This window comes from Candidatus Protofrankia datiscae (genome assembly GCF_000177615.2).
Taxonomy (GTDB): domain Bacteria; phylum Actinomycetota; class Actinomycetes; order Frankiales; family Frankiaceae; genus Protofrankia; species Protofrankia coriariae.
Map to the genome: position 1 here is coordinate 3,173,871 of NC_015656.1, position 23,711 is coordinate 3,197,581.

Consider the following 23,711-nt stretch of genomic DNA (forward strand, 5'->3'; position numbering starts at 1 on the left):
TTCTGGTGTTCCGGTCGTCATACCGGCGGACCATCGCGAAAAAAGCATCACTGTCCGGTGCCGGCCGGATCGGCTCCGTGCGCCGATACCGCGGCAGTGCCCGGGTCGTGGCCCGCCGACAGGTATCCACGTACGAGCTCGTCCCCGTCCAGTTCGGACGGCGCCCCGGTGAAGCCGACGCGGCCGCGGCCCAGCAGACAGACCACGTCGGCCATCTCCAGAGCGCGGCTGACGTACTGCTCGACGAGCAGCAGCGACACGCCGCTGGCGGCGAGCCCCCGCAGCGACTCGAAGATCTGGTCGATGACGCGCGGGGCGAGCCCCATGGAGACCTCGTCGAGCAGCACCACGGCGGGGTCCGACAGGTAGCAGCGCGCCAGCGCGAGCATCTGCTGCTGGCCGCCGGACATCGTGCCCGCCACCTGGCGCAGTCGGTCACGCAGCACCGGGAAGGCGTCCAACGCCGCATCCACAGCGCTGTTCCCGCGGCCACTGTTCTCCCGGTCACTGTCGTTCCCGCGGCCGCTGTCCCTACCGCGGCCACCGCTCCCGCGGATGCCGCCACCGCGGCCGCGGCCGCCATGCCCGCGCCAGGACGGCAGCTGGAGCTGGAGGTTCTCCCGGACGGTCAGGCTCGGGAAGATCCCGCGGCCCTCCGGGACCAGACACAGCCCGGCCCGGGCCCGCTGATGCGGGCTGCTCCTGGTCACATCACGGCCTGTGACTGTGACCGTCCCGGCGGATGGCCGCAGCAGGCCGGCGGCCGCCCGCAACAGCGTCGTCTTGCCGGCGCCGTTGGGCCCGAGCAGGGCGACGACGGATCCCGCCGGCACCGTCAGGGTGACCTCGCGCAGTACAGTCGAACGCCCATAACCCGCTGTCACCGAACGTAGCTGGAGTGCGTCGGCCCGCTCGGTCACGGCCAGCCCGGCGTTCATACGGCCACCTCCTCGTCCGCCGCCTCGTCCGCTGTCCTGTCCGCCGCCGCGCTGCCCACGGCCGTGCTGCCCGCGGCGGTCTCGACCAGCGCGTCACCGAGGTAGGCCGCCCGCACGATCGGCGACTCGACGGCCTCGCGCGCGCTCCCGGTGAAGACCAGCCGGCCGAAATCGAGGACGTAGACCGCCTCGCAGACGTCGAGCACGAGCGACATGTCGTGCTCGACGAGCAGGATGCCGACCCCGCGCTCGTCGACGACGCGCCGCAGGATCGCGCCGAAACGCCGCGTCTCCGCCCGGTCGAGGCCGGCGGAGGGCTCGTCGAGCAGCAGGATCCGGAAGGGCCCGGCCAGGCAGCGGGCCAGCTCCACCAGCCGCCGCTGGCCGGTCGAGAGGTTTGCCGCGGGCACGCCAGCAAGATCGCCCAGGTCGCAGAGCTCAAGCGCGCGGTCGGTGGCGACGCGCACCGCCAACCGGTCCGCCGGCCGCCCGGCCAGGTGCGACAGCGGGTTGCCGCCGGCGAGCGTCCCCTCCGCGCCGACCGCGACGTTGTCCCGGACGCTGAGGGTGTCGAACAGCTCCATCCGCTGGAAGGTGCGCCCCAGGCCGCGTCGGGCCCGCGCCGCCGGGCCGGCGCGCGAGACGTCACGGTCGTCGAGCAGGACGCTCCCCCGGCTCGGGCGCACCAGGCCGGAGCAGGCGTTGAAGGTCGTGGTCTTGCCGGCGCCGTTCGGGCCGATCAGCCCGGTGACCCGTCCGGTCGGCGCGACCAGGTTGAGCTCGTCCACCGCGACCAGGCCGCCGTACCGTACCCGCAGGCCGCGCACGGTGAGCGCGCCCGGCCGCACCCGGCTGGCGCCGGCCGCCGGCCGCGTCGGCACCGGGGCCGCGGCGGCTGCCTCCCCGGCCGGGGAGGCAGCCTGGCCGTCCGTGACGGCAGCCGGCGGGCTGTCCGCGGCGGGCTGCGGGGCGGCCGCCGCGGTGGCGCGCGCGGCGCGACGGCGGCCACCGAGGACGGTGCCGATCGCCTGCCGCACCGCCGGTGGGACCAGTGCCGTCGAATGGGCGGCGATCGCCGTCGCGATCGCCGCCAGGCCGAAGACGAGCTGCAGGATCGTCGCGGTGTTCTCGCCCGAGGAGTAGGACGGGATCAGGACGAGGGCGCCGGCGGCCGTCAGCGCATACCACGGGTTGCCGCCCAGCACGATGACGATCAGAGCGAAGTACGTCAGTGACAGCAGCGGATGATACGAGTCGGCGGAGACGGTGCTCTGCGCGACTGCGCCCAGCGCCCCGCCGACGGCGGCCATGAACGCCGAGACGCAGAAGACGAGCACGCGGGTGACGCTCACCGTCACGCCGCTGGTCTCCAGCGCGGTCGGCGAGTCACCCAGCCCGCGTAGCAGCCGGCCGAGCCGGCCGCGGTCGAGCACGGCCAGGACTCCCGCGGCGATGACGGTCATCGCCAGCACGAGGAAGTAGTAGCCCCGGTCGTCGTCGATCTCCAGCCAGGACAGGTGGGGACGCGGCTGGTCCAGGCCGGCGCCGGTGGGCCCGAACATGTAGTCCTGCGCGTAGAACATGTACTGCAGGAAGATGCCGAAGCCGAAGGTCGCCAGGGCCAGGTAGAGCCCGGTGAGCCGGATCGCCGGGATCGCGAGGACCGCCCCGACCGGCACTGCGACCAGCCCCGCCAGCAGCAGCGCGACGAGCCACGGCAGGCCGTGGTCGACGCTCAGGTGGGAGAACCCGGCGGCACCGATCGCCATGAAGCTGACCTGGCAGAGCGAGACCTGCCCGCAGTTGCGGACGAGCAGGCCGAGCGAGAGGAAGACGATGCTCGTCGCCAGCGCCACGGTCCAGTCGGTGAGGTGGATGCCGGCGAACGAGGGCACGGTCGCCAGCACGGCCAGCAGCGCCGCGCCCGCGACGAGCTGGAGGACGGGTGGCACCGTCCACGACGGCCGGCGGCGGGCGACGGCCCGCGACGGGCCGATGAGGTAGCGGCGGGGGAAGACCAGCAGCACGACGAACAGCACGGTGAACGGCAGCGCCGGCGGCAGCCCCGCCAGCGGGCCGGTGGTGAAGTACTTCGTCGACAGGGAGGCCAGCACGCCGATGGCCAGCCCACCGGCGAAGGTCAGCGGCAGGTTCGTGAACCCGCCGACCGCCGCCGCGCCGAACGCGGCCACGACCAGCAGGGTCAGCTGCACCGGGTCCAGCGGCAGCAGCGGCGCGAACAGCACGCCGGAGGCCGCGGCCAGGGTGGCGCCGATGGACCAGGCGAAACGCCGCGTCGTCGCCGGGCTGTTTCCCGTGAGGGCCAGCAGGGCGGGGTCGTCGACGACGGCGCGCATCGCCGTCCCCAGCCGGGTCGTGCGGAACATCACCGACAGACCCGCCGTGGTGAGCAGCGCGAAGGCGAAGGTCACGATGTCGGTCCAGCGGACGTTCGTCCCGAGCAGCCGCACGTCGCCCGAGGCGAGGAAGACCGGGACCGTCCGTAGCTCCAGCGTCCCGTAGGAAAGGACGATGACGGCCTGGATCACGAGCAGGAGCCCGACCGTGCTCGCCACCTGCAGGGCCAGGCTCGCCGCCTGGATCGACCGCGCGAGAAGTTCGAGGACCAGGCCCAGCAGCGGCCCCGCCAGCAGCACCGCGACCGCCGCAGCCATCGGCCAGGACCAACCCTGGCCGATGTGCAGGGAGTAGAAGAGGTATGCTGCGACAGCTGCCAGCGCGCCGTGCGCGAAGTTGAAGACGCCCGACGTCTTATAGGTCAGCACCAGGCCGGTGCCAGCGAGCCCGTAGACCGCGCCGGTCGTCAGACCGGTGACGACAAAGGGCAGAACCTGGGACATGTCTCCCCAAACTGGGCCAGCGGCCGTCATGGCCGTGGTGGGTCACTTCTCCGGCGACAGGCCGGGGGGCGGGCGCGCGATGTCGTGCCGCCACCCTGGGCATGGTGCGGCGGTCGCGGACACGGCCAGTCATGTCCGCGACCGCCGCACCGGCGATGTGGCAAGGGGGCCGGCGGTGACCTGCAGACGGATGCGATGACAGAGGGCCGTCTGGCTGATCGGAACATGGGTATTGATCAACACGTCGGCGCGGCCGACTGGCACGGATGGGATCGTACCGGCGGCCGTCGTCGCGAGGCCCCGCGTCAGCGGGCCGCCCCGGTGTCCCGGTGTCGGCACCGGTCATCGTGACATTTCGCCCGCTCGGCCACTTCCAGCCGTGATAGGCATCGCTCTCTGTCACCGCGTACGCCGTCTCGGCCTTCGCGGCAACTGTCACATCCCTGCGCCTCCTCCGCCGGCCCCCGACTTCGGCTGTTCCTTTTCTCTGCTGGTGCCTGGACGGGCGCCCGACCGCTGGGAGAGCGACGGAAACCGCTAACGATCGTTTGCAACCTAGCCGTGCGATCATCCCTGGTCAAGCCTTGACCACGTTCCGGATACAAGGGAAAACCCCTACCTACGCCACCATTCCAGCACCACGGTGGATCCCATACCGAACCGGCCCACGACACGCGGCGCCGGATGCCTCCCACGGCCACCTACCGCGCCCGCTATCGGGACGCACCGTCACCGCCCACGGCCCTGCCGGCACGAACAGGTGACACGGACACTGGGAGCACGCGAACAACCGTGGGCGACCGACGGCCCGGCACCGGCCCGCCCCCTGCCACCGACCGTTGCGGCGCCACCGGGCCACCGGGCCACCGGGCCACCGGGCCGCCGACTTACGGACCGGACGCGACCGGCCCGGAGCAAGCGCGCACTCACGACACACCGCGACGGTTCAGCCACGGCCGATCAGGAACCGCCCGGAAACCCTGCGCCCCCCGAGATATCACGCAAGGGCACCCGGAAAGCCGCGCAGCGCCACCCGCCGCCATCCGGCGGCCCGACGCCGACTGGAGTGATCCCGCTTCCGTGGACAGCGAACCTGAGGTTCGCTGTCCATAGGGAAGGAGCGTCATGGGGTCAGCTCGCCGGAAGTTCACCCAGGAGTACAAATCCGAGGCAGTAAGGTTGGTGCTCGACTCGGGCCGGTCGGTGACCGAGGTCGCGAAGAGTCTGGGTATCCACGAGACCACGTTGGGAAACTGGGTGAAGAAGGCGAAGGAGAACGGCGAGACCGAGGAGCGGCCGCTGTCGGTGTCGGAGCGCGCGGAACTTGAGGAGCTCCGGAAGAAGTACGCGCAGGCGCAGATGGACATCGCCTTCCTAAAAAAAGCGGCGAGCTTCTTCGCGAGCGAGCAGAAGTAAAGTTCGAGTTCATCTCGATACACGCTCCGAAGAGGCCTGTGTCCGCCGACGGCGCGAACACCTTTCCCGTCGACTACATGTGCAAGAAACTCGACCTGTCCCGACAGGGCTACTATGCGTGGAAGAAACGCGGCCCGTCTCGGAGGGAGAAGGACGACGCCACCTTGTCGACCATGATCAGAGCTGTTTTCGACCGTCACGAGGGGCGGTACGGCGTGCGGCGGATCTTCCACGAGATCCGCCGCCAGGGCGTCGCCGTCGCCTACAAGCGGGTCCAGCGGCTGATGGCGACGATGGGCCTGGTCAGCGTGCATCCGCGTCCCCGCCGGCCGGTGACGACGGTGCAGGCCGCGGACTCCTCATCGCTGCCTGATCTTGTCGGCCAAGACTTCGCCGCGTCCGCACCGAACCAGTTGTGGTACGGCGACATAACATATATTCGCACCTGGGATGGCTGGGTGTACATGGCCTCCGTCATCGACGCGTTCTCTCGGAAGATCGTCGGCTGGGCGGTCGCCGATCACATGCGCACCGAACTCGTTCTCGACGCGCTTCGTATGGCCGTCACCCGCCGGCGGCCACCCGGCGGCGTCATATTCCACGCCGACCGAGGCGGTCAGTACACCAGCCGTGAGTTCGTCGCCTTCTGTCGCGACAACAACGTCCGAAACTCCGTCGGCCGTACCGGGATCTGTTTCGACAACGCCGCGGCGGAGTCCTTCTGGGCCACCCTCAAGAAGGAGTTCGTCCACCTCCACCCGTTCGATACCATAGACCGCGTCCGGGCGGGGATCTTCGAATATGTCGAGATCTACTACAACCGGCAGCGGTTGCACTCCTCGATCGGCTATCTCACGCCTGTCGAGTTCGAGGAAGAATTTGACGGACAAACACTTCGTGCTGCATAGTTAGGACTGTCCACGAAAGTGGGAACCCTCCAGTCTTCGACAGGCTCGACGACGTGCTGCGGGTCCTGCAGCCGGCCAAGGTGAACGCGGCGTTGGGTGCGGTGTCGCAGGCGGTGGCCGGCCGTGGTGAGGAGATCGGCAGGACCATCGATGTGACTAATTCGTACCTCGGTAAAATCAACAACGATATTCCGCAGTTGACCCGGGACCTTGACAAGGGTGCGACCGTGCTCGACATCTACGCCGCCGCCACTCCGGACCTGATGCGGGTGCTGGCGAACGGCACGGTCACCGCGCGCACGTTCGTCGATCAGCAGGGTGCTTTCCACGGGCTTCTCCAACAGCTCAGTTCACTGTCGGGAACCGGTCAGGACTTCCTCGCGATCAACGGCAGCCGACTGGTCGATCTGGCACACTCACTGATTCCCATCACCAGTCTGCTCGAAGATTATTCTCCGGAATTTTCCTGCTTCCTACAAGGCGCGGACAAGGCACACCAGCTGCTGAAGACCGCCATCGGCGGTGTCGTACCCGGCGTTATGGCGATCGTCAGCATCCAGCCCGGTAACGAGCCATACCAGTATCCTCGCGACCTGCCCAATATCGCCGCGGACAACGGGCCCAACTGCCACGGGATGCCCGACTACGACGGCAGCTACATCCCGGCTTCGTTGATGGTACCGGTGGACAAGGGTGGTGACCCCAATCCGCCCGGGCCGGACGCGAACCGGGCGCGGCTGGCCCAGACCCCGCTGGTGGTCCGGCTTTTTGGACCGCTGGCGACCCTGGGCAGCACCCCGGCCACAACCAGCCCGGCTACCCCGGCTGGTACGACCACGGCGGCGGGGGGTCGGCGGTGACCAGGTCGGCTCTCGCGGTCCGTAGCCAGGCTGTCAAGACCGGTGTTTTCGCGGTCGCCACATCCCTGGTGCTGTTGTTGATTTCGATTCAGCTCGGTGGGTTCAGTTTTAAGGACCGCGACGAGTACGGTGCGGTGTTCACCGACGTCTCCGGGCTGAAATCCGGGGACTCGGTCCGCGTCGCCGGTGTCGAGGTCGGCAAGGTCTCCGATGTGAAGACCTTCGAGAACACCCGGGCGAAGGTGACGTTCACCGTCAACACCAGCCGGCCGCTGCTCACCGGCGCGGTGGCGGCGGTGCGGTACAAGAACCTCACCGGTGACCGCTACCTGGAGCTGCGCCAGGGCCCGGGAGAACAGAAACCGTTGCCTCCCGGCGGGGTGCTGCCGGTGACGCAGACCCAGCCGGCGCTCGACCTCGACGTCCTGCTGGCCGGCTTCCACCCGCTGTTCGAAGGACTGGCTCCGGATCAACTCAACCAGTTCTCCGGCGAGCTGATCTCGGTCCTGCAGGGTGAAGGGGGAACGATCGATTCGATCCTGACCAGGACGGCGTCGTTGACCTCCACCCTGGCGGACCGGGACGTGGTGATCGGGCAGGTGGTCGACAACCTCAACGCGGTGCTGGGAAACCTGGACGATCACAGCGGCCAGCTCGGGGGCACGATCGACGGCCTGCAGCATCTGGTGTCCGGCCTGGCGGAGGACCGTACCCGCCTCGGTGGGTCCTTCGACACCGCGAGCACGTTGACGACACGGTTGAACGACCTGCTGACCGATCTGCGGGAACCGTTCGCCGGCATGGTTCACGAACTCGGTCGTACCGCCACCACGCTGAACGAGGGCCGGGAGACGATCGATACCGTTCTTGGTCTGCTGCCCGGTGCCTATCTGCGGGTCGCCCGGGTGGGATCTCGAGAATCGACCTACGGGATGTACATCTGTTCCCTGCGGGTGAAGCTGACCGGGCCGGACGGGCAGCCGATATACACGCCGTGGATCGGGCCGAGTGACAATGTCGAGCGCTGCAAACCTGGGACCGCCCCACTGGAGACACCCGCGCAGCGCGAACAGAAAGCCGCCGCGCAGGCCGTGAGCGCGACCGGAAGCGGCAGGTGAGGCGAAGCGATGGCCAAGAAGTTCCGTGAGCGCAATCTCACTGTGATCGCCCTGGTGGGTATTGCGGGGACGTTGCTGGCGATCGCCGGTACGTTCCAGGTCGCGAAGCTGCCGTTTATCGCGGGCGACTCCTATACCGCGCATTTCACCGAGGCCGGCGGGCTACAGCCCGGTGACCCGGTGAAGGTCGCCGGCACACAGATCGGGAAGGTGACCGGTGTTGGCCTCGACGGCCCTGACGTGAAGGTGACGTTCACCGCGAAACATGTCCGGCTCGGGGACGCGACCACGGCGCAGATCAAGACCAATACGCTGCTCGGCGCACGGTATCTCAGTCTGGTGCCGCGCGGGGACAGGCCGCTGGGAGGCGGCGGTGACATTCCGGTGGCGCGGACCACCGCCCCGTACAGCATCACGCAGGGTCTGGATGATGTCAGTGGGCAGGTCGGGCAGGTGGATACCGAGCAGCTCGCGCAGGCGTTGAGCACGTTCTCCGACGCCTTCCGGGACACCGCCGGGGACATCGGGCCTGCCATGGATGGGCTGACCAGGCTGTCTGAGACGATTGGTTCGCGGGACCAGGCGATCCGTGAGCTGTTCGCCAGGACCGGCAGCGTGACGGAGGTCTTCCGGCAGCGCACCCGGCAGATCACCACGCTGATGCTGGACGGTAACTCCCTTCTGGCGGAGCTGGAGAGCCGGCGGGCGAGCCTGCACAGACTGCTGGTCAACACCACCGCGGTTGCCGACCAGATCAGTGGCCTGGTCACCGACAACAACCAGCAGTTGAAGCCGGCGCTGACCGAGCTGAACGCGACGTTGGAGCTGCTGCGGCGTAACCAGAGCAACATCGTCTCCGCGGTGAGCCAGGTCGCCAGCTTCATCACCGGCTTCGGTGAGGGGGTCGCCAGCGGCCCCTGGTTCCAGGGATCCCTTGACGCCGCGGTCGGGGCTGTCGGTACGCATGATCTTGTTCCGCAGATCCCACTGCCGGCCGGGCAGCCGCAGCCACTGACTCCGACGCTGCCCTCGCTGGGGGATCTGCTCGGGCTGAACGGGAGATAGGCACGTTCATGACACAGAGACTCGCCGGCCGACCGTACGGTCTGATCGCCGCTGTTGTTGTCGTGGCGGTGGCCGCGACCGCCCTGGTACTCCTGCTGGGTGGCGGTGACAAGCATGGTGTGGCCTATTTCCGGTCGGTGAAGAACGTCTATGTGCATGACAAGGTCCGGATCCGGGGGGTTGTGGTCGGGAGGATCGACGCGATTGTTCCGGAGAAGGACAGGGTACGGGTCGAGTTCAGCTACGACGGTAGGTACAGTCTGCCGGCGGACGTGCGTGCGTGCGGCGATTGTGTCGCCGACGCTGGTGGCGACCCGGTTCGTCCAGCTCGACCCGCCGTATACCGGTGGTCCGACATTCGCGAACGGGGGCACGATTCCGTTGACGCGGACGGCGGCGCCGTTGGAGTTCGACGATCTGAAGGCGCAGTTGTCGCGGTTGTCCACGGCGTTGGGGCCGAACGGGCTGAATCGTGACGGTGCCCTGTCGGACTTCCTGGACACCGCGGCAGCGAATGGCAGGGGGCAGGGGGCAGGGGGCAGGGGGCAGGGGGCAGGGGGCAGGGGAAGAGTTTCAACACGATGGTGCGTGAGTTGTCGTCGGCGGTGCAGACGCTGTCGGACAGCGGCGGGGATATTTTCGGTACGGTCCGTAACCTGCAGGTGTTTGTGTCGGCGTTGGCGGGGATGGACGGTCAGGTCGCGGAGTTCAACCGGCGGCTGGCCGGAGTCTCCGACCTGCTGCACGACAACGACGGTGACCTTGCCGCCGCCCTCGCCGGGGTCGAGCGGGCCGCCACACTTGTCGAGGGGTTCCTCGCGGACAACCGGGGCGAGATCTCCAACGCCACCGGGCAACTCGCCGAACTGACCCGGACGCTCGCGGCCCAGCGGGACAACCTCGCCACCATCCTGCACGTCGGCCCGAACACGCTGACAAACGCGTTCAACATCCTGTCGATGCGTGACAACGGTGCGGTTACCGGTGGGCTCGTGTTGGACAACCTGTCCACCCCCGCCGAGCTGGTCTGCGAGGTCATGGCCACCCAGGCGGCAAACGACCCGGCAGCGGGCGCCAAGACGTGTCTGGGCTATCTGGGCCCGCTGCTGAACCTGTTGCGGGTGCAGTCGCCGCCGATCGGGATCAACGGCCCGCTCAACCAGTCCGGAGGCGGCGGTCCGGTAGCCGGTCCCGCGCCCAGCGGCACGGACCGCACTGCCCCTCCGATTCCGACTGGCACGTCCGAGTTGCCCCCGCCGGTGTCACTGCCGGGTCTTGGTGGCCTGCTCCTTCCTGGAACTGGAAGTGGACGATGATGCGTGCGGCGACATGCCCCCGGCGGCGCTGGGTGGCGCTGGTCACGGCGGCGGCGATGACCGCCGTTCTGACCGGGTGTGGTTTCGAGAGCCTCAACTCATTCCACCTGCCCGGTACCAAGGGCAGCGGCCCGGGCTCCTACACGGTGCGGATCGAGCTGCGTAACGCGCTCAACGTCGTCCCGAACACCCCGGTCATGGTCGACGACGTCACCGTCGGGACGATCCGGTCGGTGGAACTGAAGGACTGGACCGCCGTCGTGACGGTGAGCCTGGACAAGGACGTGGTCCTGCCGGAGAACGCCACCGCCACCATCGGCCAGACCAGCCTGCTCGGCGCCAAGCACATCGAACTCGCCCCACCCACCCAGGACGAGCCCGTCGGCCGGCTGCACGACGGCTCCGTCGTTCCGATCACCCGCAGCGGCCACTACCCGGAGACCGAGGACGTCCTGGCCTCCGCCGCGGCCCTGCTCAACGGCGGCGGGCTGGGCCAGCTCAAGACGATCACCACCGAGGTGAACAAGGCGCTCGGGGGCCGGGAGGGCACGACCCGGGACCTGCTGCACCAGGTCGACACCACGGTGACGCGGCTGGACGAGCAGAAGGCCAGCATCACCCGGGCGCTGGACTCCCTGGACCGGATCTCCGGCCGGTTCCGCGAGCAGAACCCGACCATCGAACGGGCCCTGGCCGCCTTCCCCCCGGCCCTCGACGTACTCAACCAGGAGCGCGAGAACCTGGTGAACACTCTGGTCGCGCTCGGTGACTTTGGCCGGCAGGTCGATGATGTTGTCACCCGCGGTGGGGACGACATCGTGCGTAACGTGGCCGCGCTGCGCCCCGTGCTGAAGGGCCTCGCCGACGCCGGATCGTCACTGCACGAGTCACTCTGGCAGGTGGGCACCCTGCTCTTCCCACTGGACACCTTCGGCGAGGTGTTCCGCGGCGACTACATCAACCTGTGGGGCACCGTGGACCTCACCCTTCCCAACATCGACCGGACCCTGCTCAGCGGGACCCCTCTCGAGGGATCTCTCACCGGCCTGCACGGGCTACTCGGCGGGACGCTCGGGCTCGGGGACCAGGCGGCCAACCCGCTCACCGCACCCGCCCAGCAGCCGCCCACGCCGGCCCCGGCCCAGCAGGGCCAAGGGATGGCGGGGCAGCCGCAGGCCCCGGCATCGCCCACGCCCACCCCGTCCGATCCGTCACTGCTCGGCGGCCTGGTAGGCGGCCTACTCGGGGGAGGCAGTCGATGATCTCCCGGATGGTCCGCGTCCAGCTCGTGGTCTTCACCCTGCTGTCCCTGACCGCGGGACTACTGATCTTCTTCCGGTACGCGCGGGTACCCGCCGAACTCGGCATCGGCACCTACACGGTCACCGCCCGCTTCACCGAGGGAGCGGGGATCTACCCGCACGCCAACGTCACCTACCGCGGTGTCCAGTCCGGGACGGTCACCGCCGTCCGGCTCGCCAGCGACGGCGTCGACGTCGAGATGCGCCTCGACCGGGGCCGGAAGATCCCGGTGGACACCGACGCGGAGATCCACAGCGTGTCCGCGATCGGGGAACAGTACGTCGACCTCATCCCCCGCACGACCAGCGGCCCGACCCTGACCGACAGCAGCCGGATCCCCGCTGAGCGCACTCGCACCCCGAAGCAGATCGCCGGCGTCCTCGATGATCTGCACGCGTTGTTGACCTCGGTGCCGCAGGACAGCCTGGCCACGGTGCTGGACGAGGCCGAGCAGGCCTTCGAGGGCATCGGCCCGGACCTGCAACGGCTGCTGGTGGGCACCCAGAACCTGGTCGGGCAGGCGGACGCGAACTACGAGGCGACCGCGCGGCTGCTCACCGACGCCGAACCGGTGCTCGACAGCCAGCTGACGACCAGCCCGGCGATCCGGGGGTGGACATCCGACCTGGCGGCATTCACCGAACAGCTACGCCGCAGTGACAGCGACCTGCGCGGGGTGTTCGCCAGCGTGCCCGGGGCGGCCGGGCAGGCGGAGGGGCTGCTGAAGGACCTGTCCCCGACCATGCCGGTGCTGCTGGGTTCCTCCGACGTGCTGGCCGATCTCGCCGCCGCGTACCGGACACCCATCGAGCAGGTCCTCGTCGTGTATCCAATGTGGTTCACCGGGGCCACCGCGGCGGCAGCACCACAGCGCAACGGCCATATCGCCCTAGTAGACTGTCGCCGCTAATGTGTGGGGTATAGGTGGCGGAGTTTGGTGCGGGCGTCATCGGTGGTGAAGTGCCAGTTGACTTGGCGCTGGTTGGCGTTGACGGCTGTCTGCCAGGCGTCGAGTTCGGTGTTCAGGACGTCGAGGGTGTCGATGCGGCGGTCGAGGCATTGGCGGGTCAGGGCGGCGAGTTCGATTTCGGCGATGTTGAGCCAGGAGCCGTGTTTGGGGGTGTGGTGGATCTCGAGTCGTTGCGCGAGTGCGAACGCGACGGCCGGGTCGAAGGCCTCGTAGAGCGAGGAGATGTCGTGGGTGTTGAGGTTGTCCATGACCAGCACGACCCGTTCGGCGTCGGGGTAGTCGAGGGTGAGCAGGCGCCTGACGTGGTGTGCCCAGTCGATCCTGGTGCGCCGTGGGGTGGCCTGGACGCGGCGCCAGCCGGCGAGTGGCTCGACCCAGCAGAAGATCGAGCAGGTTCCGTGGCGCACGTACTCGGAGTCCTCGCGCCGGTCACGCCCTGGCGTGGCGGGGATCGGGTCGCGGGCGTGGGCCAACAGCTGGTAGGGCTTCTCGTCCATGCACACCACGGGCACGCCCGGGTTGTGGGGCCGGGCGTAGACCGCCAGAACGTCTTCCATCCGCGCGGCGAACTGCGCGTTCGCCCTCGGTGGGATGGTCCAGCACTTCCTCAGATGAGGACGCAACCTCGTTTTTTTAAGACCCGGCCGATGGTGGAATGGTCCAGGTCCGGGATGTCGGCGACCAGCGCGACGTGCTTTTCCAACAGCCGCAGCGACCAGCGTGCATAACCAGCCGGTGGCTGCGAGCATGCCAGCGCGATCAGTCTGGCCTCAACCTCGCCGGTCACCGGGGAAGGCACCGGGGGAAGCTCCCGTGCCTTCCGACCGATCGTGGCCCCCACATCCCCACCGGTCTCGGTGAACCGCTTCGCGACCAGCCGCAGCGTCTCACCCGAGACCCCGACCCGGACCACGAGTTCTTCTTGGGAGGCAACCGGGCCGACCGAGGTGTCCAACGCGAGCAGGACCCGCGCCCGCCGGATCATCGACGCCGGATGAACCCCCGTCGAGGTCACCCGAACCAACTCGTCACGATCAGCCTCGGTCAAGGTGACCGGCCACTTCTTCTGCGAACCCACGACACAGTCCTGACCGGCAGAGGGACGGGGAGACCTGCCAGACCCAACCCTCTCACCCAGACACAAGACACACCAGAACTAAGCAGCGACAGTCTGCTAGATATAAAGATGAATGTCAATTATTCGGCTGGCTGTGCCGTGGGATGGCCGAGTGCCGGCCAGCCGGGAGGGCCGCGCAACGCACACGACATCACTGACGTGCCCTTCCCCCCGGACGTCTACTGCAAAGCGGCGCAGAACGATCCGCGGGTGGTGCGTGGCGCTCGTAACCTGCAGTGCTTCGAGCCCGGCTCCCCGCCGGGGAAACGGGCCGCGACCATCTACCAGTGCCGCGGCTCCGGTTTCCGGACCACCAGCACCCCGCCATCCATTCTGGATATCACCAATCCGGTCGCGACGGTCGGGAACGACATTCTCGGATTCCTCAGTGGGTCGGCCACGCCGGCACCACCTGCAAGGGAGATGACATGGCAACATCTGTTACTGGGAACACTCGGCCAGTGACCGACGAACCGGACGTGGACCGCACGAACGCCCGTCCAGCCAGCCCAACGATCGACGGGCTCGTCCGGATCGAAAGCGTCGGGACGACCGCGCCTGACCCGGCGGGCAGCCCCGGCGATACCCCGCCACGACCCGGCAGCACCACGCCCACACCCCCGGGGACAGGCGAAGAAGACACGGCAGGGGAATCAGCGGAGGAATGCACCGACACCGCGGCGGCGGACACCGGTGCGCGGGCGCCGGCTGCCCACCGGTGGGGCCGGCGCACCACGGTGGCCGGTGGGCTGCTCGCCGCGGCCGCCGTCACCCTGACCGTACTCACCGTCCTGTGGGCCGGCACCTGGCGTGCGGACCAGGCCCGCACCCACGACCGGGCCGCCGCACTACAGGCCGCCCGGCAGAGCGCGGTGAACCTGACAACCATCAACTTCGCCACCGCCGACCAGGACATCCAACGCATCCTCGCCAGCGGCACCGGTGAGTTCGCCGACCAGTTCGCCACCAACATCGACTCCTACAAGGATCTCGTCCGACAGGGAAAGGTCATCACCACCGGCGAGGTGAAGGAAACCGGTCTGGTCAGCCTCGACAGGAACACCGCCAAGGTCGCCGTCGCCCTGTCCAGCACGGTCAAGAACGACCAGACCCCCGACGGTGAGGAACGTTTTTACCGGATGCTCATCGAGGTGCACCGCCAGTCGGACGGACACTGGCTCGCGTCACGAGTGGAGTTCGTGCAATGACCCCACCAGCAACCTCCCCGACAAGGGCCTCCGTGGCAGGGGCACTGACCGAACCGAGCCCGGTATCGGACCCGGCCGAGCAGACCACCGCACCGCCGGTAGCCGACGAGGCCACCGGCACCCGCCGTCGGAGCCGAGAGCGTAACCACCGGGCGGCAGGGGCGCTGGCCGCCGTGGGACGCCTCCCACGGGCGTCCGGCCGGGTCGTCCTGCGCCACCCGGTGGCCGTGCTGGCGGTCCTGGCCGCCGTGGTACTCGCTTCGACGATCTCCAGCATCCTGCTGGCACGAGCCAACGCCCACACCGACAAGGTAGAAGCCGCCCGCAGCGCCGCACTCGAGGCAGCCAAACAGAACGCGGCCGCCCTGCTCTCCTACGACTACCAAACCATCGACCGGGACACCCCGACCCGCGGCGACCGGCTCACCGGCCAGTTCAAAGACGACTACGCTCGGCTGGTCACCGACCTCGTCACACCCGCCGCCAAACAACGCAAACTCGTCACCAAGACCAGCGTGGCCATGGCATCAGTGATCTCCGCTGACACCGACAAAGTGCAGGTCCTGACCTTCCTCAATCAGACCTCACAGGCCCAGGACACCCCCCAGCCGGTACTCACCGGCAGCAGAGTCCGCATCACCATGGAACACATCAACGGCCGCTGGCTCGTCTCCGAACTGACACCGCTGTAGGTCTCCGGTCAGGCGCTGGCGCCTCTGGCACTTGTGGGGTGCCAGAACTGGGCCTTCGGCGTTGGCCTGGTCTTTTAGGCGGCTCGTTCGTATTCGTTGATCAGGCCGCCGAGGACGCTTGGAAACGGCGACTCAGGCGTGAGTACGCAAGGAAGCCTGCCTTAAGGCTGTCGACCTGGGGCTGGCAGTCCCGATGTCGGAGGTACGACTTGAGCCACAACCATCGGCCGCCACGACGGTGGGCACGGTGGTTCGGACGCCGGTCGCCGTTCGCAATCTGCCTGTTGATGCGACGCACTGTGGGGCCATCGCGGTTGTTCCAACCCGGGCCCGTGCTGCTGACCTTCGCCTCAGCTCCCTCGGAGCGGAGGGCGGAAGCGTCAACGGATTCCAGATTCAGACCTTCGCGATCCGATCGCGGATCAACCCCGCCCCCATGACAAGCCGATTCGGAAAGGTCCTGGCATCGTGAGTGTCACCCACCGCGAACATCGAAACCCTCGTCCAGAGGCTGCAGGCGACACGTTCCCGTTGACGCCGATGCAAGAGACATATTGGCTGGGCCGGCAGGCTGGACAGGTTCTAGTGTCCTGAGTCGTTGATTCGCTGGCAGTAGGCGGCGAGGGTCTCGAGGATCTCGTCGGCGGTCTTGGCCCAGACGAACGGCTTCGGGTCCTTGTTCCAGGCGTTGATCCATCGGCGGATGTCGGCTTCGAGTTCGACGACCGAGCGGTGCGTCGATCGGCGCAGCTTGCGGGTGGTCAGCTCCGCGAACCAGCGCTCGACCAGGTTCATCCACGACGCCGAGGTCGGGGTGAAGTGCAGGTGGAAGCGGGGGTGGCGCAGCAGCCAGTTCTTCACCGCCGGGGTCTTGTGGGTGGCGTAGTTGTCCAGGACCAGGTGCAGGTCGTAGCCCTTCGGGACCGAGGAGTCGATCAGCTTGAGGAAGCGCAGGAACTCCTGGTGACGGTGCCGCCGGAAGGTCTGCGCGATCACCGACCCGGACGTCGGGTCGAGCGCGGCGAACAGGCTGGTCGTGCCATGGCGGACGTAGTCGTGGGTCATCCGCTGCGGGGTACCCGGCATCAGGGGCAGCACCGGTGCCGTGCGATCCAAAGCTTGCACCTGCGACTTTTCGTCGACGCAGAGCACGATCGCCTTCTCCGGCGGGTCGAGGTAGACCCCGACCACGTCACGGACCTTGTCCACGAACAGCGGGTCGGTGGACAGCTTCCACGTCTCGACCAGATGCGGCTTCAACCCGAACGCCCGCCACATCCGTGACACCGTCGACTGCGACAGCCCACTGGCCCTCGCCATCGACCGCGATGTCCAATGGGTATCGCCGTTCGGTGGCTTCTCCTCCAACGTCCTCGCGATCACCGCCTCGACCTGGGCGTCGGTGACCTTCCGAGGCGCTCCCGGACGTGCCTCGTCTGACAGGCCCTCCAGCCGGTCGACCGCGAACCGCTCCCGCCATTTCGCGACCGTTCCCCGGGTGATCCCGAGCTCGGCCGCGACCCCCGAGTTCGTCCCACCGTCCGCGCAGGCCAGCACGATCCGCGAGCGCAACGCCAGCGCCTGCGCGGTCTTCCGCCGTCGGGCCCAGCCCTCCAGCACCGCACGCTCAGCAGACGACAACTCGATGGGATCCGCGCTCGGGCCAGGCACCAGCCCATTCTATCTGCACACGAATCAACGACTCAGGACACTAGTGTCCTGAGTCGTTGATTCGTGTGCAGATAGAATGGGCTGGTGCCTGGCCCGAGCGCGGATCCCATCGAGTTGTCGTCTGCTGAGCGTGCGGTGCTGGAGGGCTGGGCCCGACGGCGGAAGACCGCGCAGGCGCTGGCGTTGCGCTCGCGGATCGTGCTGGCCTGCGCGGACGGTGGGACGAACTCGGGGGTCGCGGCCGAGCTCGGGATCACCCGGGGAACGGTCGCGAAATGGCGGGAGCGGTTCGCGGTCGACCGGCTGGAGGGCCTGTCAGACGAGGCACGTCCGGGAGCGCCTCGGAAGGTCACCGACGCCCAGGTCGAGGCGGTGATCGCGAGGACGTTGGAGGAGAAGCCACCGAACGGCGATACCCATTGGACATCGCGGTCGATGGCGAGGGCCAGTGGGCTGTCGCAGTCGACGGTGTCACGGATGTGGCGGGCGTTCGGGTTGAAGCCGCATCTGGTCGAGACGTGGAAGCTGTCCACCGACCCGCTGTTCGTGGACAAGGTCCGTGACGTGGTCGGGGTCTACCTCGACCCGCCGGAGAAGGCGATCGTGCTCTGCGTCGACGAAAAGTCGCAGGTGCAAGCTTTGGATCGCACGGCACCGGTGCTGCCCCTGATGCCGGGTACCCCGCAGCGGATGACCCACGACTACGTCCGCCATGGCACGACCAGCCTGTTCGCCGCGCTCGACCCGACGTCCGGGTCGGTGATCGCGCAGACCTTCCGGCGGCACCGTCACCAGGAGTTCCTGCGCTTCCTCAAGCTGATCGACTCCTCGGTCCCGAAGGGCTACGACCTGCACCTGGTCCTGGACAACTACGCCACCCACAAGACCCCGGCGGTGAAGAACTGGCTGCTGCGCCACCCCCGCTTCCACCTGCACTTCACCCCGACCTCGGCGTCGTGGATGAACCTGGTCGAGCGCTGGTTCGCGGAGCTGACCACCCGCAAGCTGCGCCGATCGACGCACCGCTCGGTCGTCGAACTCGAAGCCGACATCCGCCGATGGATCAACGCCTGGAACAAGGACCCGAAGCCGTTCGTCTGGGCCAAGACCGCCGACGAGATCCTCGAGACCCTCGCCGCCTACTGCCAGCGAATCAACGACTCAGGACACTAGGTATCGCGCCTCCGAGTGTCGTGATGCTTGCAGTCGTACCGTTGGCGCTTGTCGCGGGACGACGGCTGAGCGAGCGAGCGCTCGTGACGATCGCACTGGTTGCGTGCGCGCTCGGCGCGGTTCTCTCGGCAGTGTGGGCCGGCGCGACGCCGTCGTACGTTGCGATGGCGACCGGCACCGTGTTGATCTGGTCGGGGATCGGGTTCGGCGTCATCGCGCCCACGATGACTATCCTTGACGGTCTGCCGCCTTCTCAACAAGGCCTCGCGTCGGCACTCAACGACCTCACCCGCGAACTAGGCGCTGCCCTGGGCATCGCCATCACGGGATCGGTGTTCAACACCGCCTACCGTCACTTCCTCAGTGGGCACGATGCCTCGAGCATCGTCGCCCAGTCGCCGGCAACCGCCCTAAGCGATCCAGGTGCACAATCCCTCGACGGCATAGTTCGCGACGCTGTGCTGCATGGATGGCACAGTGCCTTCCTGGCCGCCGGCGGGGTGTTGATCGTCTGCGCGCTGGGCTCAGCACTGCTGTACCCGCGCGGGAGTCAGGACCTGCTGCCGTGACCCGCGGATACGACCTCGAGGCCCGCACACGCGAATTTTTCGAAGCGTGGGAGCCGTCCTTCGAATCCATGCTTGGCGCCTTTGAGAACCTGATGGGCCAGCGATGCCGGTGGGACCAGCGTCCGATGATCCTCACCCGGAGTCGGCGCCAAGCCTTGATCTTCCTCAAGATTGCGCACGCGACGCTGCGCCTCGCCACCGCTCGCGTCGACCTCGTCAGCATCGCGCGCGACGGTGACACCGTCTACACGCGACGGATCGACCACCTCCGCAGACCGAACGGGGACCTGATCGCGTCGCTTCCTGTGACCGGCGTCCTACGCTTCGAGGACGGCGCACTGGTCGACTGGCGCGAACATTTCAGCGTGTGGACTCTCCTGACTGAGGTCCTCTTCCATCTTGTCAAGCGTCGACCGGCAGGGTCAGTCGAGACTGAATTCGATAGCGACCTCAGACCGCATCCACTGATGCGACAGGAGCGAGCCGGCGGACGACCGTGATGTCGTCGGTCTGGTTCCTTTCGATGGAACGACCCGGCCTGCGTGCGGAGTGGGACTGCGCGACCACGTTGGGCACACCTGACCCGCGAGACCTGCTGCCCACGAGGCGGCCGGCGTCCGGCGATTTTTCACGGCACATCCCCCGCCGCGCCCATGCAGCGACGACGGGAGGAGCCATGGAAGTCGAGTCCGGGCTCGAGCATGACTTGCTCCGTTGGCTTGATCTTCGGACCGACGTTCATTGGCTGGTCAGCCAGCCCGTGCAGTTCCACTTCTCGATCCCCGAGCGGCGTCGCCCCGTGATTCACACGCCTGACTTTCTTAGCCGCCACGACGACGGGTCAGTTGTGCTCTGGGACGTCCGACCTGATCAGCGGCGCTCCGCCGACTTCCTTTTGAAGGTCGGATTAACCGCCGACGAGTGTCGCGCAGTGGGCTGGCGCCACGAGGTCTTTTCCGGGCTGCCGACACCGGTGCGGATGAATCTTCTGTGGCTCAACGGCTATCGGTGCTCGCTGCCTTGGCACGCCCCGAGACGTGACGAGATAAAGGCGCCGGTCATCAGAAGTCGAGGAGTTCGACGGTCACGGTCGCGATGTCACCCGCGGCCAGGGCTTCGGCGTTGCGGACGGCGCGCTTGACGGGCAGTACGTAACTGCCACGGGTGCGGTCAGGGAAGATCGAGGTCGTCCAGGTGCTGCCACCGATCGTGACCCGCACCCGCAGCGACCCGAAGCCACGACGCAGCCCGCCGGCCAGGTCACGGATCTCCTCGGACACCTCGACGGGCAGGCTGACGAACGTCCAGCTGTCGGCTCGCCGGGCAGCCCATATCCACAGCTCACCGTCGAAAACAACGACCATGGATGATGACCATAAATTCAAACTCGGTGTCAGACGAACCGTCCCTGACAGCCTCGGCGGCAACATCCCGCACCCGGCATGATCACCGGCGCTGATTGTCCTCTCGCGGTCGGTAGAGGTAATCGTGCCGGTGCTCCGGCAGAACGAACGAGTTCTGTTACGGAGTCCCGGATACGGACGTCTCGTGCCACGCCCGTACGAGGCCCTCAAGCTGTTTCGGTCCGCTGCCGTGCAGCACGATGTGGTCCACCCCGGCGTCGAGGTACTCCCGCAGGCGCGCCGCGCAGTGCGCGGCGGACCCGACGACGCAGCCGGTCTCCACCCACTCCCGCGGTAGCTTCGCGCCGAGATCCAGGAGTTCGCTCCGGTGGAACTTCTGATCGGCCGTGCCGCCACCCTGCAGCTCCTCCCGACTCAGCAGGCGGTGCAGTGGCTCGGGATCCCACCCGTTCTCGCGCATGATGAGCTCGCCGACGCCGTCGAAGTCCAGGTGTGTGATCATCCGTGCGTTGACGACTGCCAGCTCTTCCTCCGGTGACAGATCGGGAGCGGTGATGACGATCGCGTAGAGTTTCAGTGACCGCGGGTCGCGCCCGATCCGCTCACACGCCTCGTCCAGGCGCCGTGACACAGCGGCGACGGCCTCGACTGTCAGCTCCGAGCCAAGGAAGACGCCGTCGAACAACCGGGCCGCGAGCGCCGTCGCCTTCGGCAGCGGGGACCACGCGCTCAGGAGGAGCTGCGGCCGGGGCGCCGTCGGCGGATCGACCATGCGCAGGTTCGGGAACCGTCCCAGCGGACCGTCGTAGTCGATGGTCTCGCCGTCCCACAGGCGCAGCAGGATCGACGCGTAGTCCTCGAACGCGGCCATCTTCGGGACCGGCATGCCATGGTCGCCGAGGACCGATCCGAGGCCACGGGCGAGCCCGAGCAGCAGCCGGTCACCGAACGTCTCCTGCATCGTGGAGCCCGCGGCGGCGGTCATCAGCGGATGCCTGCTCCCCGCGGCGATCGAGCCCATGCCCAGGCGGATCCGCTGCGTGCTCGCGGCGACCGCGCCGCAGAGCACCCCGAGCTCCTTCATGTCCAGCCGCTCGGCGATCCACGCCGAGGTGAGGCCGAGGCGCTCCGCGTCGATCGCCTCCGTGATCGCCCGGGCCGGGTCCTTCACCCGGCCCGGTAGCAGGTAGATCCCGAGCTCGTCGATCGGGTCCGGCAGGCCGCCGTCCGCCACGCCGCGTTCCGGAGTGATCTCGCCGCTCCTCGTCTCCTCCCGCACGTGTCCGCTCACGCCGCGTCCTGTCCCGGCGTCGTGGCGTTCCCGGTCAGCACGGAGCGGATGTCGCCGTGGACCTCGCTCGGAAACCCGGTCATCCGGAACCACGCCTGCTCCCGCACGCTCTGGCGGGCGGCGACGCCCACCAACAATTCGCGAGCCGCGGCGCGGTCCTCGGCGCTGCCGTCGGCGGCGATCGCCGTGAAACGCGCGTCGACCGCCACCTTCAGCGCCTGGGTCTCCACCCGCAGGAGCGCGAGGTCGGGGATCGCCGAGGGGTCGGGGGCCGGGACGGCGTGCGCGTCGGTGGCGGGGACGGACGACAGCGCCGAGAGACGGTCAAGCAGCTCGCGGTACTCATCGCGTTCGGTCGCCTCATAGAGGGTCTCGGATTCCTGGACGTCGAGCACCCAGTCCAGGGTCGCCAGGACAAGACCGGCCTGCTCCTGGACGAAACTGTCGCCGGCGGGCAGCGCCGGGACAATCGACTTGGCCATCGCCGAGCGGATGCCCCGTAACTGCTGCGAGATGGTGGGGATCATGGTTCAGGCTCCTTCGAGAACACGGTTGAGCTCGGCCATGAACGACGCACCGAGGCCACTGAGGAAATTCATCATCACGTCGAGGTGCGTCATGTGGTCCGCGCTGATCCGGACACCCGATGCGCTGGTGGCCACCACCGCCCAGTACATGTTCAGCACGGTGTAGTAGCGCAGCCGTTCCGGGTCGACGGACAGGCCCGAGAGGCGTTCGTACTCCGCGACAAAGGTCTCCGTGTCGACGAGGCCGCTGCAAAGAAAACGGCCCTCATCGTCGAGGTGGCCCCAGCCGCCGAGCATCGCGTACGCAAGGTCGTGGTGCCGGTCGCCGAGGTGGCCGAGCTCCCAGTCGAGGATCGCCGTGATCTCGCCCGTGTCCTCGTCGAACAGGAAGTTCCCGTTGCGGTAGTCGCCGTGCACGATCGAGATCCGGTCGATCGGCGGGCGGTTCTCCCACAGCCACTGGCGGGTCAGCGTGACCGTCGGGTGCGGCTCGAAGGAGTCCTCCTCCCACGCCCGGTCCCACATCCCGAGCCGCCAGTCGACTCCCTGCGTCGTGCCGGCCGCCGGCACCCCGAAGGCGTCCAGGACGACGGTCGACGGGTCCAGGGTGTGCAGCGTGGCCAGGTGGGCGACGAACTGGGGGGCGAGCTTGGCCCGCAGCTCCGGCCCGTAGACCGTGCCGAGCCCGGACGCCCTGTGCTCGCCCTTTGTCGGCGCGGCGACACCACGGGTGAAGCCGCAGACCATCGCGGGCTCGCCCAGCTCGGCGCGGTCCTGGGTCACCCAGTAGGCGCGCGGCACGGGCAGGATGCCGTCGAGGGCCCGCAGGAGCTGGAATTCGCGAACGCGGTGCGTCTCCACGACGGACGCGGGCGGGTTCATCCGCAGCACCATTCGGTCGCGGCGCGGTTCGCCGTCCTCCGTCCACTCGAGGTCGAAGCTGAACTGCTCCTTCTACGCGCCGCCCGGCAGCCGGGCGAGGCCGCTGATGGTGAAGGGGCCGTCCAGCCGGTGGGCGAGGAAGGCGTGGAGGCGCTTGCCGATGTCCTCCACGCTGCGGGCGGTGTGCACGTCGTGCCCCCGGCGTCGCAGCTTCGTGCTGAGGACCTCGTCGACGGTCGGTTCGACGGGATGACGTCGACGCAGTTCCTCGATGCGCCGCTCCACACCCTCCGAAACGCTTGTGATCGCGTGTTCCGTGGTGACCATGGCCGGGAAGCTAACACCGGCCATTTCGGGCGTAACAGAGTAGGAACATACTCTGTCTGGGCGCAGACGAGCAGGCGTCCACGAACGAACACGGGGACGAGTGCGGGGACGACGCGCGCGGCGTGCTACCCGTCGG

24 protein-coding genes and 1 pseudogene are annotated in these 23,711 nt (G+C 68.1%); 14 read left to right on the plus strand and 11 right to left on the minus strand.

Translation table 11 applies throughout. From position 1 onward, the window contains the following. Positions 1–47: 47 nt before the first annotated feature. Together FSYMDG_RS13150 and FSYMDG_RS13155 are read right to left on the minus strand one after the other, a co-directional pair. Entirely contained in the window at positions 48–938 is an 891-nt protein-coding gene (locus FSYMDG_RS13150) for an ABC transporter ATP-binding protein (protein WP_013873937.1), read from the minus strand. Next, positions 935–3,799, minus strand: coding sequence for an ABC transporter permease subunit (locus FSYMDG_RS13155; RefSeq protein ID WP_013873938.1), 2,865 nt, complete (start codon positions 3,797–3,799; stop codon positions 935–937). The genes FSYMDG_RS13150 and FSYMDG_RS13155 overlap by 4 nt, the downstream gene beginning before the upstream one ends. A gap of 1,125 nt (positions 3,800–4,924) precedes the next feature. Between FSYMDG_RS13155 and FSYMDG_RS28530 the strand changes: the two genes are divergently transcribed. The 9 genes from FSYMDG_RS28530 to FSYMDG_RS13200 all read left to right on the plus strand — a co-directional run bounded on the left by FSYMDG_RS28530 (position 4,925) and on the right by FSYMDG_RS13200 (position 12,694). After that, on the plus strand, positions 4,925–5,215 hold the full coding sequence (locus FSYMDG_RS28530; RefSeq protein WP_043602641.1) for a transposase: 291 nt from the start codon (positions 4,925–4,927) through the stop codon (positions 5,213–5,215). A 17-nt stretch (positions 5,216–5,232) separates the two neighbouring features. After that, positions 5,233–6,123, plus strand: coding sequence for an IS3 family transposase (locus FSYMDG_RS24590; protein ID WP_237703140.1), 891 nt, complete (start codon positions 5,233–5,235; stop codon positions 6,121–6,123). Next, the gene (locus FSYMDG_RS13175) at positions 6,120–6,983 is read left to right on the plus strand and encodes an MCE family protein (protein WP_083828268.1); all 864 of its coding nucleotides are present in this window, start codon (positions 6,120–6,122) and stop codon (positions 6,981–6,983) included. Before FSYMDG_RS24590 ends, FSYMDG_RS13175 begins: the two co-directional genes overlap by 4 nt. Further along, positions 6,980–8,101, plus strand: coding sequence for an MCE family protein (locus FSYMDG_RS13180; RefSeq protein WP_013873940.1), 1,122 nt, complete (start codon positions 6,980–6,982; stop codon positions 8,099–8,101). Before FSYMDG_RS13175 ends, FSYMDG_RS13180 begins: the two co-directional genes overlap by 4 nt. Positions 8,102–8,110: 9 nt before the next feature. After that, positions 8,111–9,166: an MCE family protein gene (locus tag FSYMDG_RS13185; RefSeq protein ID WP_013873941.1), complete on the plus strand. Its 1,056-nt coding sequence runs from the start codon at positions 8,111–8,113 to the stop codon at positions 9,164–9,166. A gap of 8 nt (positions 9,167–9,174) precedes the next feature. Beyond that, a complete protein-coding gene (locus tag FSYMDG_RS23210) occupies positions 9,175–9,642 on the plus strand; it encodes an MlaD family protein (RefSeq protein ID WP_083828269.1) in 468 nt (155 codons plus the stop codon). Positions 9,643–9,747: 105 nt separating this feature from the next. Beyond that, positions 9,748–10,482, plus strand: coding sequence for a hypothetical protein (locus tag FSYMDG_RS23215; protein ID WP_131772563.1), 735 nt, complete (start codon positions 9,748–9,750; stop codon positions 10,480–10,482). Between the two features lie 56 nt (positions 10,483–10,538). Further along, positions 10,539–11,744, plus strand: coding sequence for an MCE family protein (locus tag FSYMDG_RS13195; RefSeq protein ID WP_165440846.1), 1,206 nt, complete (start codon positions 10,539–10,541; stop codon positions 11,742–11,744). Then, the gene (locus FSYMDG_RS13200) at positions 11,741–12,694 is read left to right on the plus strand and encodes an MCE family protein (protein ID WP_083828270.1); all 954 of its coding nucleotides are present in this window, start codon (positions 11,741–11,743) and stop codon (positions 12,692–12,694) included. Before FSYMDG_RS13195 ends, FSYMDG_RS13200 begins: the two co-directional genes overlap by 4 nt. Here FSYMDG_RS13200 and FSYMDG_RS28535 read toward each other — a convergent pair. Further along, positions 12,691–13,377 carry an IS630 family transposase gene (locus tag FSYMDG_RS28535; RefSeq protein ID WP_237702726.1) on the minus strand — a complete coding sequence of 229 codons (687 nt, stop codon included), beginning with the start codon at positions 13,375–13,377 and terminating at the stop codon, positions 12,691–12,693. The two genes, FSYMDG_RS13200 and FSYMDG_RS28535, sit on opposite strands and share 4 nt — an antisense overlap. Further along, on the minus strand, positions 13,362–13,832 hold the full coding sequence (locus tag FSYMDG_RS28540) for a helix-turn-helix domain-containing protein (RefSeq protein ID WP_043602714.1): 471 nt from the start codon (positions 13,830–13,832) through the stop codon (positions 13,362–13,364). The genes FSYMDG_RS28535 and FSYMDG_RS28540 overlap by 16 nt, the downstream gene beginning before the upstream one ends. A 500-nt stretch (positions 13,833–14,332) precedes the next feature. On the opposite strand from FSYMDG_RS28540, the gene FSYMDG_RS23220 reads away from it, so the two are divergent. After that, positions 14,333–15,079 carry a hypothetical protein gene (locus FSYMDG_RS23220; protein ID WP_050803522.1) on the plus strand — a complete coding sequence of 249 codons (747 nt, stop codon included), beginning with the start codon at positions 14,333–14,335 and terminating at the stop codon, positions 15,077–15,079. A gap of 32 nt (positions 15,080–15,111) precedes the next feature. Further along, positions 15,112–15,771 carry a hypothetical protein gene (locus FSYMDG_RS23225; protein WP_050803523.1) on the plus strand — a complete coding sequence of 220 codons (660 nt, stop codon included), beginning with the start codon at positions 15,112–15,114 and terminating at the stop codon, positions 15,769–15,771. A 582-nt stretch (positions 15,772–16,353) separates the two neighbouring features. Here the strand turns inward: FSYMDG_RS23225 and FSYMDG_RS13230 are convergent. Then, entirely contained in the window at positions 16,354–17,442 is a 1,089-nt protein-coding gene (locus FSYMDG_RS13230) for an IS630 family transposase (RefSeq protein ID WP_013871712.1), read from the minus strand. Between the two features lie 84 nt (positions 17,443–17,526). Here FSYMDG_RS13230 and FSYMDG_RS13235 point away from each other — a divergent pair, with 84 nt between their 5' ends. The 3 genes from FSYMDG_RS13235 (at position 17,527) to FSYMDG_RS23230 (ending at position 19,684) form a co-directional block, all read left to right on the plus strand. Beyond that, positions 17,527–18,615 carry an IS630 family transposase gene (locus FSYMDG_RS13235; protein ID WP_013871712.1) on the plus strand — a complete coding sequence of 363 codons (1,089 nt, stop codon included), beginning with the start codon at positions 17,527–17,529 and terminating at the stop codon, positions 18,613–18,615. 83 nt (positions 18,616–18,698) lie between these two features. Further along, positions 18,699–19,184, plus strand: a complete 486-nt coding sequence (locus tag FSYMDG_RS26220) for a hypothetical protein (protein ID WP_043603619.1) — start codon at positions 18,699–18,701, stop codon at positions 19,182–19,184. Then, the gene (locus tag FSYMDG_RS23230; protein ID WP_013873946.1) at positions 19,181–19,684 is read left to right on the plus strand and encodes a limonene-1,2-epoxide hydrolase family protein; all 504 of its coding nucleotides are present in this window, start codon (positions 19,181–19,183) and stop codon (positions 19,682–19,684) included. The genes FSYMDG_RS26220 and FSYMDG_RS23230 overlap by 4 nt, the downstream gene beginning before the upstream one ends. A gap of 128 nt (positions 19,685–19,812) precedes the next feature. Here FSYMDG_RS23230 and FSYMDG_RS26225 read toward each other — a convergent pair whose 3' ends face one another. The 6 genes and pseudogenes from FSYMDG_RS26225 to FSYMDG_RS23235 all read right to left on the minus strand — a co-directional run bounded on the left by FSYMDG_RS26225 (position 19,813) and on the right by FSYMDG_RS23235 (position 23,533). Further along, positions 19,813–19,956 carry a hypothetical protein gene (locus tag FSYMDG_RS26225; RefSeq protein WP_157491017.1) on the minus strand — a complete coding sequence of 48 codons (144 nt, stop codon included), beginning with the start codon at positions 19,954–19,956 and terminating at the stop codon, positions 19,813–19,815. Between the two features lie 289 nt (positions 19,957–20,245). Continuing rightward, complete coding sequence (locus FSYMDG_RS13250; protein ID WP_013873947.1) at positions 20,246–20,548, minus strand: DUF1905 domain-containing protein; 303 nt, start codon at positions 20,546–20,548, stop codon at positions 20,246–20,248. A gap of 157 nt (positions 20,549–20,705) precedes the next feature. After that, positions 20,706–21,839, minus strand: coding sequence for a TIGR03857 family LLM class F420-dependent oxidoreductase (locus tag FSYMDG_RS13255; protein WP_013873948.1), 1,134 nt, complete (start codon positions 21,837–21,839; stop codon positions 20,706–20,708). Beyond that, positions 21,836–22,366: a hypothetical protein gene (locus FSYMDG_RS26230; protein ID WP_013873949.1), complete on the minus strand. Its 531-nt coding sequence runs from the start codon at positions 22,364–22,366 to the stop codon at positions 21,836–21,838. The genes FSYMDG_RS13255 and FSYMDG_RS26230 overlap by 4 nt, the downstream gene beginning before the upstream one ends. Before the next feature lie 3 nt (positions 22,367–22,369). Beyond that, positions 22,370–23,272 (minus strand): annotated as a pseudogene (locus FSYMDG_RS13265) (phosphotransferase family protein); the annotation flags it as partial. A gap of 48 nt (positions 23,273–23,320) precedes the next feature. Then, entirely contained in the window at positions 23,321–23,533 is a 213-nt protein-coding gene (locus FSYMDG_RS23235; protein WP_165440847.1) for a hypothetical protein, read from the minus strand. Between the last annotated feature and the right edge of the window lie 178 nt (positions 23,534–23,711).

Excerpts from the sequence above, each read along its gene's own strand:
- FSYMDG_RS13150 (WP_013873937.1), bottom strand. The coding sequence starts at position 938 with ATGAACGCCGGGCTGGCCGTGACCGAGCGGGCCGACGCACTCCAGCTA.
- FSYMDG_RS13155 (WP_013873938.1), bottom strand. The coding sequence starts at position 3,799 with ATGTCCCAGGTTCTGCCCTTTGTCGTCACCGGTCTGACGACCGGCGCG.
- FSYMDG_RS28530 (WP_043602641.1), top strand. The coding sequence starts at position 4,925 with ATGGGGTCAGCTCGCCGGAAGTTCACCCAGGAGTACAAATCCGAGGCA.
- FSYMDG_RS13185 (WP_013873941.1), top strand. The coding sequence starts at position 8,111 with ATGGCCAAGAAGTTCCGTGAGCGCAATCTCACTGTGATCGCCCTGGTG.
- FSYMDG_RS23210 (WP_083828269.1), top strand. The coding sequence starts at position 9,175 with ATGACACAGAGACTCGCCGGCCGACCGTACGGTCTGATCGCCGCTGTT.
- FSYMDG_RS23215 (WP_131772563.1), top strand. The coding sequence starts at position 9,748 with ATGGTGCGTGAGTTGTCGTCGGCGGTGCAGACGCTGTCGGACAGCGGC.
- FSYMDG_RS13195 (WP_165440846.1), top strand. The coding sequence starts at position 10,539 with ATGACCGCCGTTCTGACCGGGTGTGGTTTCGAGAGCCTCAACTCATTC.
- FSYMDG_RS13200 (WP_083828270.1), top strand. The coding sequence starts at position 11,741 with ATGATCTCCCGGATGGTCCGCGTCCAGCTCGTGGTCTTCACCCTGCTG.
- FSYMDG_RS13250 (WP_013873947.1), bottom strand. The coding sequence starts at position 20,548 with ATGGTCGTTGTTTTCGACGGTGAGCTGTGGATATGGGCTGCCCGGCGA.
- FSYMDG_RS26230 (WP_013873949.1), bottom strand. The coding sequence starts at position 22,366 with ATGATCCCCACCATCTCGCAGCAGTTACGGGGCATCCGCTCGGCGATG.